Origin of the sequence: Agarivorans sp. (assembly GCF_050295395.1) — a bacterium.
In the GTDB taxonomy this organism is placed as follows: domain Bacteria; phylum Pseudomonadota; class Gammaproteobacteria; order Enterobacterales; family Celerinatantimonadaceae; genus Agarivorans.
This window is the reverse complement of sequence record NZ_JBNKPP010000229.1, coordinates 19,971-34,774: the sequence shown is the minus strand read 5'-3', so window position 1 is coordinate 34,774 and position 14,804 is coordinate 19,971. Positions and strand designations below refer to the sequence as shown.

Annotated in this window: 16 protein-coding genes; 8 read left to right on the top strand and 8 right to left on the bottom strand. The window is 44.9% G+C overall.

Going from position 1 to position 14,804, the window contains the following annotated elements:
• Window positions 1-258: 258 nt before the first annotated feature.
• Entirely contained in the window at window positions 259-828 is a 570-nt protein-coding gene (locus ACQY6Q_RS13375; RefSeq protein WP_427982136.1) for a helix-turn-helix domain-containing protein, read from the bottom strand.
• Between the two features lie 115 nt (window positions 829-943).
• Here ACQY6Q_RS13375 and ACQY6Q_RS13370 point away from each other — a divergent pair, with 115 nt between their 5' ends.
• From ACQY6Q_RS13370 to bfr (ACQY6Q_RS13355), 4 genes are all read left to right on the top strand, one after another.
• Window positions 944-2,110, top strand: coding sequence for a benzoate/H(+) symporter BenE family transporter (locus ACQY6Q_RS13370; RefSeq protein ID WP_427982134.1), 1,167 nt, complete (start codon window positions 944-946; stop codon window positions 2,108-2,110).
• A gap of 81 nt (window positions 2,111-2,191) precedes the next feature.
• Window positions 2,192-2,878, top strand: a complete 687-nt coding sequence (gene mtgA / locus ACQY6Q_RS13365; RefSeq protein WP_427982132.1) for a monofunctional biosynthetic peptidoglycan transglycosylase — start codon at window positions 2,192-2,194, stop codon at window positions 2,876-2,878.
• A gap of 257 nt (window positions 2,879-3,135) precedes the next feature.
• The gene (gene bfr, locus ACQY6Q_RS13360) at window positions 3,136-3,615 is read left to right on the top strand and encodes a bacterioferritin (RefSeq protein ID WP_427982131.1); all 480 of its coding nucleotides are present in this window, start codon (window positions 3,136-3,138) and stop codon (window positions 3,613-3,615) included.
• Window positions 3,615-4,082, top strand: coding sequence for a bacterioferritin (bfr, locus tag ACQY6Q_RS13355; RefSeq protein ID WP_427982130.1), 468 nt, complete (start codon window positions 3,615-3,617; stop codon window positions 4,080-4,082). Before bfr (ACQY6Q_RS13360) ends, bfr (ACQY6Q_RS13355) begins: the two co-directional genes overlap by 1 nt.
• Window positions 4,083-4,133: 51 nt before the next feature.
• Here bfr (ACQY6Q_RS13355) and ACQY6Q_RS13350 read toward each other — a convergent pair whose 3' ends face one another.
• Both ACQY6Q_RS13350 and ACQY6Q_RS13345 read right to left on the bottom strand, forming a co-directional pair.
• Entirely contained in the window at window positions 4,134-4,793 is a 660-nt protein-coding gene (locus ACQY6Q_RS13350) for an HAD family hydrolase (RefSeq protein WP_427982129.1), read from the bottom strand.
• Window positions 4,794-4,907: 114 nt separating this feature from the next.
• Window positions 4,908-6,278 (bottom strand): pullulanase-associated domain-containing protein, encoded by a 1,371-nt coding sequence (locus tag ACQY6Q_RS13345; protein WP_427982127.1) that lies wholly within the window; start codon window positions 6,276-6,278, stop codon window positions 4,908-4,910.
• A 215-nt stretch (window positions 6,279-6,493) separates the two neighbouring features.
• Here ACQY6Q_RS13345 and ACQY6Q_RS13340 point away from each other — a divergent pair, with 215 nt between their 5' ends.
• The gene (locus ACQY6Q_RS13340) at window positions 6,494-7,537 is read left to right on the top strand and encodes an NADP(H)-dependent aldo-keto reductase (RefSeq protein WP_427982125.1); all 1,044 of its coding nucleotides are present in this window, start codon (window positions 6,494-6,496) and stop codon (window positions 7,535-7,537) included.
• Complete coding sequence (locus ACQY6Q_RS13335) at window positions 7,537-8,145, top strand: uracil-DNA glycosylase family protein (RefSeq protein WP_427982123.1); 609 nt, start codon at window positions 7,537-7,539, stop codon at window positions 8,143-8,145. The genes ACQY6Q_RS13340 and ACQY6Q_RS13335 overlap by 1 nt, the downstream gene beginning before the upstream one ends.
• Before the next feature lie 32 nt (window positions 8,146-8,177).
• Here the strand turns inward: ACQY6Q_RS13335 and ACQY6Q_RS13330 are convergent, their stop codons facing one another.
• Both ACQY6Q_RS13330 and ACQY6Q_RS13325 read right to left on the bottom strand, forming a co-directional pair.
• Window positions 8,178-8,471: a 4a-hydroxytetrahydrobiopterin dehydratase gene (locus ACQY6Q_RS13330; protein WP_427982122.1), complete on the bottom strand. Its 294-nt coding sequence runs from the start codon at window positions 8,469-8,471 to the stop codon at window positions 8,178-8,180.
• Between the two features lie 39 nt (window positions 8,472-8,510).
• A complete protein-coding gene (locus ACQY6Q_RS13325; RefSeq protein WP_427982120.1) occupies window positions 8,511-9,428 on the bottom strand; it encodes a hypothetical protein in 918 nt (305 codons plus the stop codon).
• Between the two features lie 297 nt (window positions 9,429-9,725).
• Between ACQY6Q_RS13325 and ACQY6Q_RS13320 the strand changes: the two genes are divergently transcribed.
• A complete protein-coding gene (locus tag ACQY6Q_RS13320) occupies window positions 9,726-11,924 on the top strand; it encodes a malate synthase G (RefSeq protein WP_427982119.1) in 2,199 nt (732 codons plus the stop codon).
• Between the two features lie 75 nt (window positions 11,925-11,999).
• On the opposite strand, the gene ACQY6Q_RS13315 is transcribed toward ACQY6Q_RS13320, so the two are convergent.
• Window positions 12,000-13,121: a DUF481 domain-containing protein gene (locus tag ACQY6Q_RS13315; RefSeq protein WP_427982118.1), complete on the bottom strand. Its 1,122-nt coding sequence runs from the start codon at window positions 13,119-13,121 to the stop codon at window positions 12,000-12,002.
• Between the two features lie 143 nt (window positions 13,122-13,264).
• The gene (locus tag ACQY6Q_RS13310) at window positions 13,265-13,735 is read right to left on the bottom strand and encodes a WbuC family cupin fold metalloprotein (RefSeq protein WP_427982117.1); all 471 of its coding nucleotides are present in this window, start codon (window positions 13,733-13,735) and stop codon (window positions 13,265-13,267) included.
• A gap of 530 nt (window positions 13,736-14,265) precedes the next feature.
• Between ACQY6Q_RS13310 and ACQY6Q_RS13305 the strand changes: the two genes are divergently transcribed.
• Window positions 14,266-14,481, top strand: coding sequence for a hypothetical protein (locus ACQY6Q_RS13305; protein ID WP_427982115.1), 216 nt, complete (start codon window positions 14,266-14,268; stop codon window positions 14,479-14,481).
• Here ACQY6Q_RS13305 and ACQY6Q_RS13300 read toward each other — a convergent pair.
• On the bottom strand, window positions 14,478-14,756 hold the full coding sequence (locus ACQY6Q_RS13300) for a late competence development ComFB family protein (RefSeq protein ID WP_427982113.1): 279 nt from the start codon (window positions 14,754-14,756) through the stop codon (window positions 14,478-14,480). The genes ACQY6Q_RS13305 and ACQY6Q_RS13300 overlap by 4 nt on opposite strands.
• Window positions 14,757-14,804: the final 48 nt, after the last annotated feature.

The following is a 14,804-nucleotide window of genomic DNA, read 5'->3' as shown; positions in this document are numbered from 1 at the left end:
ACCATCTTTTAAGGCCTGCTTTTAGCAGGCCTTTTTCGTTTATATTATCAAGTCTTTTTATCTCCAAACGTTTTTATTACGAACTAAGTGCTTGTTTAGCTCTGAAGGCCGTCGGTCGTTTCACATTTATTTCTCTTTATTCCCGCTTGCATGGTGAAATAGAGTGTATGAGCTAGATGTAAGAGCTCGGTGCGCCGTTATTTTAAAACGAGTTTGTAAGCCAACAGGGCAAGTTTTAGCTAGTTGTATATTCAGCGCTTATTGGGTAGTAGCAGGGTAGTGAATTAAACAGTGAAACACTGCGGGTTGCGAATGTGGATTACGATAGCCATGTTCTTCGTCACCGGCAAAACGTAAGGCTTGACCCTGACCAAGCGTTTGCCAGCTCCCTTCAACTAATACCTCCATTGCTCCACTAATAACGATTAAGTGCTCTGTTACACCTGTTTCGTGAGGCTCGGATATTCGCTGATAGTTTGCTAACAAGGTCAGTTCATACATTTCAAAGCCAAACTTGGCCTCATAGGGAAACAATATCGCGATGAGCATGTCGTCACTGGCGGGTTGCTGGCGTAGCTGTTCAGCATTTCGGATCGCCGGAGACTGTTGTGGTGTTAATGCGGGGGCTAGAAAGGTCGATAATGAGGTATTAAATCCACCAGCGATTTTCCACAGTGTGGCAATGGTTGGGCTTGACTCGGCGCGTTCTATTTGCCCTAGCATGGCTTTGCTAACACCGGTTTTTTGGGCCGCGGTGTCTAGGCTCCATTGGCGTTGTTGGCGTTGTTGTTTTAAGGCTTGTGCCAGAAAGTGCTTAAGGGGATCCAAGGTAGCTTCTTAGTAAAAAATTCTGTTGTACGTTATAGCGCACAAGTGCTAGGCTGTCTAGTGTGTGCGTTATAACGTACATGGGCGGTAGGAAATTAAAAAAGGAAGTGTACCTATGCGTGAGTGGTTTGTGGTATCCCGAATATCGGCTGGCTTTGTTGCCGTATTAGTGGGTTATACCAGTTCGGCTGTGATTATATTTCAAGCTGCGGCTGCTGCGGGGGCAAGCGAGCAACAAATTAGCTCATGGATGTGGGCTTTGGGTTTGGGCATGGCGATAACTAGCATTGGCTTGTCGTGGTATCACAAAAAGCCGATTCTTACCGCTTGGTCTACTCCTGGGGCTGCTTTATTGGTGACTAGCCTAGCAGGTTTAACGATTAATCAGGCTGTGGGGGCATTTTTATTTAGTTCGTTACTGATTACCCTGTGTGGCTTAAGTGGTTTAATTGACAAGTTGATCCGCTGGATCCCGCAATCTGTAGCCTCTGCCATGCTCGCCGGGGTATTACTGCAGTTTAGTCTGCAGCTATTTAAGTCGCTGGAAAGCCAGTTTATGCTGGTCGGTTTGATGTTGCTTTGTTACTTAGTGATACGCCATCTAGCGGCCCGTTATGTCATGTTAGTGACACTGTTATTGGGCTGCTGCTTCGCTTACTATTTGGGCATATTGGACTGGTCTACGGTGAATGTTCAATTGGCGCGACCCGAATGGGTGAGCCCGGCCTTCTCTTGGCAAGCCATCATTGGGGTAGGTCTGCCGCTGTTTATCGTCACTATGGCATCACAGAACATGCCCGGTATTGCAGCTTTACACGGCAATGGTTATCGACCCGCTATTTCTCCTTTGATTACATGCACTGGGCTTACCGGGTTGTTGTTGGCACCTTTTGGTGGTTATGCCTTTAACCTTGCCGCCATTACTGCGGCGATTTGCATGGGTAAAGAAGCAGACGCCGACCCGGCAAAGCGTTATTACGCTGCGATGTGGGCGGGGATTTTTTATTTATTGCTTGGCTTAGCGGGTGCCACGGTAGTTAGCTTATTTGCTGCTTTCCCTCAGGAGTTGGTGATGGCGATTGCTGGCTTAGCCTTGATGAATACCATAGCCAATAGCTTGGCCGGTGCCTTAGTGCAACAAGAAGGGCGAGAAGCGGCAATTATAACTTTTTTGGTTACTGCTTCTTCGGTGAATTTATTTGGTATTGCTAGTGCATTTTGGGGCTTAAGCTTGGGCTTGTTGGTTCACTACTTGGCTCAGGCTTTGAGCCAAAAAGCTTAGCTGCGCAGCAAGCTGGCTTGGCAAACATCGCTGTTTGGCCTAAGGTGGATTTAACTAGGAAAGTAGTAGGTGGCTAAGCCTTTGAAGAAACTTGTAATTTGGTTTTTTAAATTACTACTTGCTGTGGCCTTATTGCTGGAGTTAATGGTATTGCCGCTGCGTTGGTTTGACCCTCCCATGTGGAGCTGGCGACTGCATCGCGCATGGTTCTCTCCCGAGTCTTATCCTACGCAAGTGGAACAGCACTGGCAAAGCTTGAATCAGATGTCTCCCTATTTGTTATTAGCGGTAGTGGCTGCTGAAGATCAGCGTTTTCCTCGGCACTGGGGAATCGATATGCAGGCGCTATGGCAGGCCTATCAAAACAACCAGCAAGGAGGGCGTTTACGAGGCGGTAGTACCATTAGCCAACAGACCGCTAAAAACCTCTGGTTGTGGCCGCTGCAAAGTTATTGGCGTAAGGGCGTGGAAGCGTTGTTAAGCCTTGCCTTGGAGCTGAACTTGCCCAAGTCTAGGATTATTGAACTGTATTTGAATATTGTTGAGTTTGGTCCCGGAATTTACGGGGCCGAGGCTGCGAGCCGACATTATTTTCGAGTGAGCGCTGAGTCGCTTTCAGCTCATCAAGCGGCTAGCCTTGCCGCTTTGCTTCCTAGCCCATATCGCTATCGTTTGTCACCTAAGAGCGCCTATATAGAACAACGCATCCAATGGATAGAGCGGCAAATGCGCCAATTGGGCTTAGGTTATGTCCAGTTTGGCTCTTAGTGACTAAGCTAAGCTGGTTTATTGGAGCCACTGGGATAGGCATAAAGCTTGAGTCGCTTAGTCCAAGCGTTTTAGGTGTCGAATGTTGCTTATCTTTATTTTTCTTATACTTATCGGCGAGCCAAAAAAGCTAAGTGCAAACAAGAATGGTTTTTGTTTCTATTTTACTTAAGTTAATGAATTGTAAAAAGATTGTGCTAGTTTGGGCTGCTTGTTATATACTTTGTCAACGCATAAACTCATGACGGAGCGCTGTAATGAAAGCCGATCCAAGTATTATTGCTTTATTAAATAAAGTCTTAACCACTGAGCTGACTTCGATTAATCAGTATTTTTTACACGCAAGAATGTACCGTAATTGGGGCTTACAAGAGCTAAATGAGCGCAATTACAAGAAGTCTATTAAAGACATGAAGCAAGCTGATAAGTTAATGGAGCGGATTTTGTTTCTTGATGGGCTGCCTCACGCGCACATGTTGGGCAGCTTGCGCATTGGCGAAGCCACAGAAGAGATGCTGCAATGTGATTTGGATTTTCAATTGGAACAATTACCGATTATCAAAGATGCGATAGCGACATGTGAAGCGGCTAAAGATTTTGTTAGTCGAGATTTATTGGAAGAAATCCTCGAATTTGAAGAAGAGCACATCGACTGGATCGAAACTCAGCAGTATCAAATTGAAAAAATGGGCATAGAAAACTACCTAGCCGCTCAAATTACTGAAGGAGATGACTAATGAAAGGTGATAGTGAAGTCATTGATGCGCTAAATCGTTTGTTGATGAACGAACTGACCGCTATGGATCAGTATTTTATTCATTCTCGTATGTACGAAGATTGGGGCCTTAACAAGCTATTTGAGCGAATTGATCATGAATTCGACGACGAGAAAGGTCATGCTGCCTTGTTAATTCAACGGATCCTGTTCTTGGAGGGCACGCCAGATCTTAGCAAGCGTGAACCTTTGCGGGTGGGCAAAGATGTGCCCAGTATGTTGGAAAATGATTTAAAAGTTGAATATGAAGTGGATGCCATGCTTAAAGAAACCATGGCTCTGTGCGAGTTAAAACAAGATTATGTGACTCGCAATATGCTGCAAACCTTGATTGATGATACCGAAATGGATCACGCTTACTGGTTAGAGCAACAACTGGGTTTAATTAACAAAATTGGTTTAGAGAACTATTTACAGAGCCAGCTGTAATTCTAATCCGAGTTCAAAAGAATAAAAAAACGAAAGCTTGCTTTCGTTTTTTTAGTTTAAGCTCCAACGTAATATTGGCCACTGTCGTTGTTGTGCTAATGGTTGAAGTTTGCCGCAGGGATTCACTACTAAGGCTTGGTCAACATGCTCCAACAAGGGCAAGTCATTAATGGAATCGGAATAAAAGGTGAGGGTGGAATAATCTTGCTGCTGCTGTTTTAACCACTGTTGTAAGCGGGTGACTTTGCCTTGCTGATAACTGGCTACCCCAGAAATATACGGAGTATAACGCCCCTGTTGGTCGAGCAAATCTACCCCAAGGTAGTGCTTTACTGAGAGTCTTGCCGCTACTTGCTTAACGATGAAGCTCACCGTAGCAGAAATAATCATGACCTGTTGTTGCTGGAATTGCAGCTCTTGTATCAGTTTTTGTCCGGCGGGATAGATGATTGGATCGATAGACTGCGCCACAAATTCACAGACCCAATGATCAACTTGCTGCTGAGAGTAATGTTGTAGAGGGCTTAGGCTAAATTGAATGTAAGGTTCTAGGGCTAATTCTCCTAAGGCGTATTGCCTCATCATTGCCGCGTCTTGGGCTAAAAAGTCGGGGTCGGTAACTATGCCCTGTTTAACTAAGTATTGATGCCATAAAGCACCACTGTCTCCGCTGATCAGCGTTTCGTCTAAGTCAAAGATATGCAGTTCCATGAGCTTCCTAATTAATCGCTAACTAAGCGTTATTTAGGCTAAGGAAAACGGTGGCTAAACACAATAGGCAGTTTACTTGGGCTAAAGAAAAGGCCAGCAAGCTGGCCTTTAATATTATGCGGTATCTTTCTTGAGGTTTTCCGGTAAACCTTCGGGAACTGAACCCCAACTGCGCTGTTGTGCTTCGCCATGTAGTACTTTGCGAAGCTTTTCGTTGGCGGCTGCAGCGTAGATTTTCTCGGTTTTGATTTCTTCTTCTTTACGTTTTAAAGCATCTTCCATATCAAGTTGCAGCTCTTTGTAACGTTTACCTGTTAGCACAAATACCATGCCTATCAGTAGAACTAATACTGCAACTACCGCAGCAAACATCCACCAAGCTATGCCCGATTGTTGTACTTGGCCGCCACTTTCGGAACGTTGAACCAACTCAACCATATGGGCACTGAGTTTATTATTTTGCTCACGAAGCTCATCGCGTTGCGTTTGCATTTGGTTGAATTGCTCTTGTAGCTGATTTAGTTGCTCACTATTACCATTGTTTTCTGAAATGGTTTTTTGTAAGCCAAGAATTTGCTCGTTCAACACCGCCATTTGTTTTTCAAGGTCTTGATTACGCTCAATAAGCTGAGCTTCTGCATTACTACTACCAGCTTGCTCAACCTGTTTGTATAAACTTTGGTTAGAAGCAGTCAAAGTGCGGTTTTCATTGCTGATCTTATCGTTAAGTTGCAACAGTGCTTGATAGTCAATTAGCTTGCTATTTAAATCTTCCTGTAAACGTCGATTGATTTTTTGAGTATCGTTTAAGGCCGACTGCAGCTTGCTAATGGTACTGTTCTTTTTACCTAGGTCATCTTTAAGTAGAGCTAGAGTGCGTTGCATTTCACTACTTGGCGCCGAGCTTGCGACTGCTTTGGGTTTCACAGCAGGAGCTGGTGCTGGTGTTTTGGGTTCAACCGCTTTTTGGCTAGAGCTTGCCTTTGGCACTGGTGGTGGTAATACCGCTTTGGGTTTAACGGCAGTGGCTGTTGTTGTTTTGCTGCTGGCGGTTTGGCTAGCACTGGCATACTGTTGAGGAACATCGGTATAAACTTTGGGGTCGTTTTCTACAATCCAAATATCTAAGCCGTGTTTAGCTTTGATCCATTTCCATTCTTCAATCCCCATATGATGAAGTTCACCATTAGTTAGGGTATACGAAAACTGTTTAGCATCGGGTCTGACGGGAATGGTGAAGGCAACACCAAAGTCATCAAATTTGCTAGGCATTAGTGGATCAGTTGGGGTTGTCCCCTTACGAAGACGGAAATCAGTTCTGGCGCCTACTTGTTTGCCGTTAACCATTTCTTCACCAGCCCAAATATGCAGCCCCCAACCGTCGTAGTTGTCTGAAAGGCTTTTATAATGGATGGTTACATTGGCTGCAGTGGCAACTGTACTAACGCACCAAAACAGAACTAAAAATAAGGATGCTCTTTGCACAATTACTCCATTAACTTGTTTAAGTCGCATAAAGCAATAATAACTAAAAAAACAATATAGAAGTAGCAACTAGATCACCAATATGATGTTAAATTTTATGGAAAAATTGACACAGCTCCAATTGCGAGTGGTTTGAGGCCTAATTGCTATTGAGTCTTTTGTAAAGTTTGGTCAGTGATTATAGTGGTTTGATCCTGTTGTATGAGGAATGATTAATGAAATATAAGCAGCTAGGCTCGTCTAGTTTAAGGGTGAGCGAAATATGTTTAGGTAGCATGACTTGGGGTGAGCAAAATACCCAAGCTGAAGCATTTGAACAACTAGATTATGCGCTGGCTAATGGTATTAATTTCATCGATACCGCTGAAATGTACCCAGTCCCACCGAAACAGCCAACTCAAGGTAGAACTGAAACTATTATCGGTAATTACCTGAAGCAACGAGATTGTAGGGATGAGGTGATTCTTGCCTCAAAGGTGGCGGCACCTTCAGCCTCTGACCGCGGGGGCTATATTCGTCCGGATATGGGTTTGAATTGGAAGAGCATTCACCAAGCGGTGGAAGATTCTTTAGCGCGTTTACAGACCGATTATTTAGACCTATATCAGGTGCATTGGCCCGATCGAGCCACTAATTTTTTTGGTCAGCTTAATTATGTTCATCAGGAAGAGGCTAGCCAAACTCCGATAATTGAAACCTTAGAAGCGCTGGCCGACTTAGTAAAAAGTGGCAAAGTGAGATACTTAGGGATCTCCAATGAAACGCCTTGGGGAACCATGCGTTATCTACAGTTGGCAGAGAAGCACAATTTGCCGAAGATCGTGTCGATCCAAAACCCCTACAACTTGCTTAACCGAAGCTATGAGATAGCGATGGCCGAGATCTCGCATCGAGAAAACGTGCCTTTGCTGGCTTATTCCCCCTTAGCCTTTGGCGCGCTCAGTGGTAAGTATTTAAATAACCAGTGGCCGGAAGGGGCTCGCTTAAGCTTGTATAGACGTTTTGGCCGTTATAGTACGCCTCAGGCCGAACAAGCTATTCAGCACTATGTTGATTTGGCTAAGGAGTTCAAACTTAGCCCTGTGCAACTGGCGTTAGCCTTTGTTAATCAGCGCTCTTTTGTTGGCTCAAACATCATTGGTGCAACTAGCCTTGAACAACTAGAAGAGAATATAGCGAGTGTCAAGGTGGTGATTTCTGCGGACTTGGAGCAACGCATTCAAGAGCTGGGAGAACAGTTTAGGATCCCCTGTCCTTAATGACTTGCCAAGATAAGCCAGCCGAACAGTTAGCATCTTTGTTAAAAGAGATCTACGCCTGTCAATTATGTCAGGCGCAGCTCTCTCCGCGTCCGGTATTGCAGGTGGCGAGTGAAGCGAAAATCTTGATTATTGGTCAAGCGCCTGGCAGTAAGGTTCATCAAAGCGGCATTCCTTGGGATGATGTTAGTGGTCAGCGTTTACGCGAGTGGATGGGCGTAAATGAACAACAGTTTTATGATGCCAAGCTGTTTGCCATTATTCCTGCTGCGTTTTGTTATCCGGGACGCGGTAAACAGGGGGATTTAGCGCCACCCAAGATTTGTTTTAATACTTGGCATCAGCGTTTACTGGCTTGTTTAGCTAATATTGAGTTAAGCCTGTTGGTAGGACAATATGCTCAAGCCTTGTATTTACCTGCGGATAAGCGTCGCAGTTTAACTGAGAACGTTGCAAACTATGCTGAATTTGCGGAGCAAGCTTGCTGGCCCTTACCGCATCCCTCACCAAGAAACCGCTTTTGGCTGGCAAAGCACCCGTGGTTTACTGCTCAAGTGCTGCCTGAGTTACAGGCTAAATTGGCAGCAATAATCAAGCGGCACAGTTAACTCAAAGATAAGCGTGATTGAGCGGGCATCACTCAGTTGTTTTGATAGAGCGCTTCAATGGCCTTCGCTAGCGTAATATCTCGTTGGCTCACTGCGCCTATTTGATGCGTTGTTAAACGTATCTGCACTTTGTTGTAGCTATTACTCCAGTCGGGGTGGTGAGCTTGTTGTTCGGCCAGCTCGGCGACTTTACTGATAAAACCAAAAGCTTGCTTGAAGTCGTCAAATTGATAGTTACGTTGTATCGCTTGGTCTTGGTAGCACCATTGCGGTAACTGGCACAAGGCCGCTTCGATCTCGGTTGGCTTAAGGGCTTGTAAGGACATTATTCTACTTGTGTGGTAAAGGCTTTACCCAAGTCTAGTTTAACTTGGGCGGTATAACAGTCTAACCAATAACGGAAGTAAATAAATTGGCAGTTGTAGCGCTCCCATGTAGATGAGAAATTCTAGGCCAAGAAACCCGCCAGTAATACTATAGGTTAGTAGCACATTACGATTGGTCGCAGTGATCGCACAGATCAAAGCCTGTTGTTTGCCTTGTTTTATATATAACAAGAAGCTGCTAACAAACAGTAAGCCAGAAACGGCAAAGGCGATGGCTAGATACTGCCAAGCTTGGCTGGGATTAAGGTCATAGCTTTCTCTAAATGCCCCCATTAACCCTAAGGGAAAGAACAACACCAATACGATGGTAAAGGGACGAATGGTTAGCAGAGCACGTTCAATTTGACTTTGTTTTATCAGTTTGTGAGTAACTACACTGATGAATATCGGTAGAATGATAAAAATAGCCAGTCGTTGGCTATATACCAGCATATCTAGTGGTAATTGTTCTGTACTACTAAACTGGCTAAATAGCAGACCATTAACTAATAACACGAGCGGCATGAGTAGTGTTGAGGCGATGGTCATAGCCATACATTGTTGTGCATCTAAACCGATTGAACGAACTATCGCCGGGCTGGCAAACAGTGAACCGGTCGCACAACTGGCGGCAATCGCTAGGTAGAGGCTGCTGTCTATTTGGAAAAGCCATAGCAGTGACATGACCAGTACCGTGACACCCAAAGTATGCCAAATAGCGTAAAGCCAGACCGAGCGCTGGGATAAGTCTTTGAGCAGAGTTTTAATATCTAAGCTGACAATGGTAAACAGCATCAGCAGAAATAATATTACGGGTAACAAGGGTAGCAGTGCATTGGCTAAAGTGGGTAGTGCAAACCCCACCAATACACAAGTGGCTAATAGCTGCGTTGAATAACGGGAAATCAGTGTTAACAAATCCTTGCTCCAATAAGTGCTTGTTTAAGTGGGGCTAATTAGCTGTTATCAAATAGCATGCTAAGGTTTTGTTAAAAACATTTAAACAAGTGTTTGAAAATGCTTGGCTAACGAGGGTATGATTGCAAATACTACATTTGGCCAATTGCTAAGCACCATTGCGTTGTGGGATGCTAAGCCTGTTAATAAAGGTATTCCGGCAACTTAGCTCGATTAAAATTTAAAGGTAACACTAAATTATTGTCAGGCGCTAGCCTAAGCAATAAACATAATAACTATAAAGTAAGGGAATTATTGATGAGTAAATCTAGCATCACCACATCAAGCTACCACCAATTGGATAACTACCAAGTTTCCACTTTGCTTTACCAATTTATCAATCAACAAGTATTACCCGAGAGCGGTGTTGAGCAAGTAAGCTTCTGGACGGGTTTAGAAGCTTACTTAAACGAATTTATTCCAACCAACCAAGCTTTATTGGCTAAACGCAAACAATTACAAACCCAGATCAATGATTGGCATCAGTCAAATCCGCAAGCCATTGAGCCTCAGGCTTATCAGCAGTTTTTAAGAGATATTAACTACATCGTTGACGAGCCTGGGCCAGTTAGTTTAGATACCGACAAAGTTGACCGAGAGTTGGCCTTGTTAGCCGGTCCACAGTTGGTGGTGCCGGTGATGAACGCCCGTTATGCGCTAAATGCCGCCAATGCACGTTGGGGCAGTTTATATGATGCCTTATACGGCACTAACGCGCTTGAACAAAACGGTGACATGGCACCTGGCGCGACTTATAACCCAGTGCGTGGCGCTGCTGTAATCGCTTACGGTCGAGCGTTGTTAGATCAACATTGTCCACTTGCTCACGGCAGCCACAGTAATGCGACTAAATACAGCGTATTGCATGGGGGCTTGTCAGTAACCTTAAAAGATGGTTCGAAGACCACCTTAGAAAATGCGGCTAACTTTGCCGGTTACCAGGGAGAAACTGAGCAACCAAGCGCCATTCTACTGCAACACCATGGTTTGCACATTGAGCTGCAGTTTGACCCAGAACATCAAATTGGTGCTCAAGATAGCGCTGCAATCAAAGACATTGTAATGGAGTCTGCTCTCACCACCATTATGGATTGTGAAGACTCGATTGCTGCGGTAGATGCCGAAGATAAAGTGACCGTATATAAAAACTGGCTGGGTTTGATGCGCGGTACGCTGTGTGAAACGCTGACTAAAAACGGTCGTGAAATCACTCGTAAGTTAGCCGCTAACCGCCATTATAAAAATCCGCAGGGCCATGGTTTTAGCCTCAGTGGGCGTTCGTTAATGTTTGTGCGTAACGTTGGTCATCTGATGACCAGCGACTTAGTCTTGGATCGTGATGGCAATGAAGTGCCTGAAGGTTTGTTGGACGCGGTGTTCACTAGCCTAATTGCTAAACATGACTTACTCGGTAATAGTCCTTTCAGAAACTCTCGTGAAGGCTCTATCTATATTGTTAAGCCGAAGATGCATGGCCCAGAAGAAGTGGCTTTCAGCAATAATTTATTTGCCGCGGTTGAGCGACTATTAGGCTTAAGACCTAATACCATTAAACTAGGTATTATGGACGAGGAACGTCGCACCAGTGTTAACCTAAAAGCTTGTATCGCAGAAGCGTGTCACCGATTGGTGTTCATTAACACTGGCTTCTTAGACCGCACCGGTGACGAAATCCATACCAGTATGTTGGCCGGCCCAATGGTGCCTAAGGGTGACATTAAAAATAGTACATGGATTAAGGCCTACGAATTAAATAATGTGCAGGTGGGCTTAGATTGCGGCCTAAAAGGCAAGGCGCAAATCGGTAAAGGAATGTGGGCGATGCCAGAGATGATGGCAGAAATGCTTGAAACCAAGCAGGCACATCCGCTCAGTGGGGCAAGTACTGCTTGGGTTCCGTCGCCGACTGCCGCGACCTTGCATGCTATTCATTATCATCAAGTGAACGTGTCGAGCATTCAAAAACAACTATTGGAGCAGTTGGCTGAAGGGCAACAGCACTACCTAGCCGATTTGCTAACACCGCCTTTAGCCAGTGATACCAGCTGGACAGAGCAACAGCTGATTGATGAGTTGGATAACAATATTCAAGGTATTTTAGGTTATGTGGTGCGTTGGGTAGAGCAGGGGGTAGGCTGTTCTAAAGTACCAGATATCAATGGCATTGGTTTGATGGAAGACCGCGCTACCTTGCGTATCTCAAGCCAACATGTGGCGAACTGGTTGAAGCATGGCATTGTTAGTGAACAATTGGTTAAACAACGGTTTGAGGTGATTGCCGCTTTAGTCGACCAGCAAAATGCAGGGGATGCTGCTTATCAAAATATGGTCGGCAACTTTGATAGTAGCTGTGCCTACCTCGCCGCTCTAGACTTAGTCTTTAAAGGTGCCGAGCAGCCCAGTGGTTATACCGAACCTTTGTTACATCAATGGCGACGCAAATTTAAAGCCCAGTAATCCAATGACGATAAACCAAGCCTGCGTTATCGCGGCTTGGTTTTATTACTGGCTAAAATTTGACTGGTTAAGGGTTTAAAAATCTAAACCAATACCAAAGGCTAAACGGTAATCGTTTTTCTTGGGGCTGATGCCGTCGGCGTCGGCGGTAGGGTATTGGGTATAGTCCCAAATAAAGTCGATATCTAAATCTAAGTCGTCGGTAATATCAATCGCCAGATTGAACAGATTATGATGTTGATAGCCGCCCACTTTATGCTGGGTTAGGGTCATTTGATAATCGTGATTAAATTCAATATCACGGTTGAGCTCATATTCAAAACGCGAGCTAAAAGACACACCAAAGCTACTTTCTTTGGCTGAACTGCCTTGATCTACTTCGTCAAAGCGAGTTTGCTGCCAAGATGGCCCTACGGCCAATTCCCACTCTATTTCGTCTTCTTCCAAGACGATATAGCCCACTTGAGACGCGACTTGTGATTGCAGCCGGATATTTTTTAAGGGGGCGTGGTAGAAGTCGGCCAGTACTGGGCGAAAGAACCAATCATGAAACTTGTATAAATCATGGGAAAGAGTCAGCCGGTGATTGCGTGCCGTGGTTTCGCTATTGGAGGCGGAAATAACCCCTAAATAACTGGCGCTAGTGCGACTTAGCGCGGTTTTTCTTTCGCTGAGTATTTTGGCGTTTATCTCTAAGGTATTGGTATTGCCTCGCGCAATATTGGCACTGAGAGCGGCTTTACTTTGCCAACGATCGGCTTCACGTTCTGCTACTTGGTAGACCGAGATAACATCTGTTTTGTTAGCGTAATGGGTATGTTCGCCAATAATGGTGAGCTTATCTTCGTCAATCATTAACCGACCACGCACCACGCCAAGGCCACGCAAGTTTACTTGGTAGCGTTTGGCGGTGCGAAGTCGCCGAACATCCTTTATCTCTATTGTTAAATCGCCCAACTCATCGCTATCGAACAATAGCGCTTTTTGGTAAAGCTCTTCTAGGTCGCCTTGAATCACTTCGCCTGAATCCAGCTGTAGCCAGTCTTTATTATCATCTAACTCTAACGCGGTGAAATAGTCACGTTGGAATTGTTGGCCGAAGGAGAGTGCTGACTCTAATGGTTCAGACGGCGTATCGGCAGCCGCTTTAAAGCATAAGCCAAGGCCGGTGACAAGCAGTAATACCAGATAACGCATTGAGAACTGACTACTCCATTTAGTCTTCGCGGTCAGCTAATGATAGTAGCGGCTTTTTATGGATTACGAAATAAACGCTTAACATTTCTAGATATTTTATTGAATCAGCAAGGCTAGGGGGCCTTGCTGATGAAGGCGATGGTTTACTCTACTTGGGCGTGACGCATCCATTCTCGGTATTGTTCCGCGCCTTGCTCGCCTTCGGCTGGCGACCAAGGGGCAAAGTCTTCGGCTGGGGTTGGGCGATAAGCGCCTTGTTTAACTTCTAAGCCTACAGTGCCGCTTTGCATGCAAACATAGCCGTGCCAAGTATTGGGGGGAATTTCAACAGCGCGGTTAGTTTCTGGAGAAAGACTATGGCGCTGGCTGAGGTTTCCAAACTCATCGAAGATCAGTAAATCAAGCTGACCTTGTAATACCAAAAACAGCTCCCACTTATGGGCCTCACGATGGCGATGAGGTCGCATGTAAGTTGTAGGCTCGGTTGCAATGAACAACCGTTGAACTTCGGCGTCTAAACTCTCGTGAAGATTATGGTGGCTGCGTTGGCGTGGTGCCGCTTTGGCTTGCTGGCTAAATTTGGAAAAATCTTGAGAGCTGATGATCTTCAACATGAACTGGCTTCCTGCTAGTGTGACCTGGTTGGGGCGATGAAGCTTCATCTTGGCATATTTTCGGATGGCCAACAAACCTCGCTATGTGGCTCAACGGTGATAAGCAATAATGAGGAAAGCAACATGGCTAGCATGACCGGAAGTTGCCTGTGTGGAAAAATTTGTTATTAAGTCTCTCAGTTGGAAATGCATATGGCGCATTGTCATTGCTCTATGTATCGCAAGTTTCATGGCGCCGCGATTGCGATTTATGGCGAAGCTTGGTTACAGCAAGATAAGGTTGCCAATGGCATGCTTCGTTAGTTCTGTTGGGAATGTCGCTCTAGCTTAGTGTTGCCGCGGTTAAGTCTGAGGGTAGAGTGGTGGAATTTAGTTTGGCCTGATGGGTATATCTTTGTTAGTCATAAAGCCAATTGGTATCAAATTTGCGATAAATTGCCACATTTTAAGCAGTCTAGGAAATCGCTTTTGTCTTGTTAGTTGCGGGGTGAAGCTCTAAAGTAAGTTCAAGTGCACTATGAGGAAGATCTGTGACCGAGTTTAAACAGTTTAATCAACGCCATGCCAAGGCTTATCAGCAACAACGAAACTTAATTAAGCAGGTGCTAGCAGGTAAGTCGTGCTGTTGTGAGCACTGCCAGCAACCCTTATTTGTGGTATTACCCGGTCAGCCACAGGCTGCCGGTATATATTGCGCTAAGGGTTGCACTGCAATTGAATTAGAAATGGCAACCTCAAGCTCTTAGTCGCGAGGTTGTTGGCGGCGATCTTGTTCTAAAAACTTCAACGCATCCTCTATGGCGGTTTTAGTTTTTGCTACTAACTGGGCTCGTTCTTCGTCGCTAATCGCACTAAGTACATCTACATCATGGCGAATATAGCGAGGCGGAAGGCGGTTTAATACCAAACAACTTAAATCTTGTAAGGTATCGGCATCATATTGCTTGGTGACCTCTAAATGATGTAACTGTTCGCCAACAAGATATTCAGTAAAGTTATGAATTTCCTCTGATAAGCGCATTTATGTTTTCCTTAGCTAGGTGTCTATATTGAGCTTATATAAGAATAG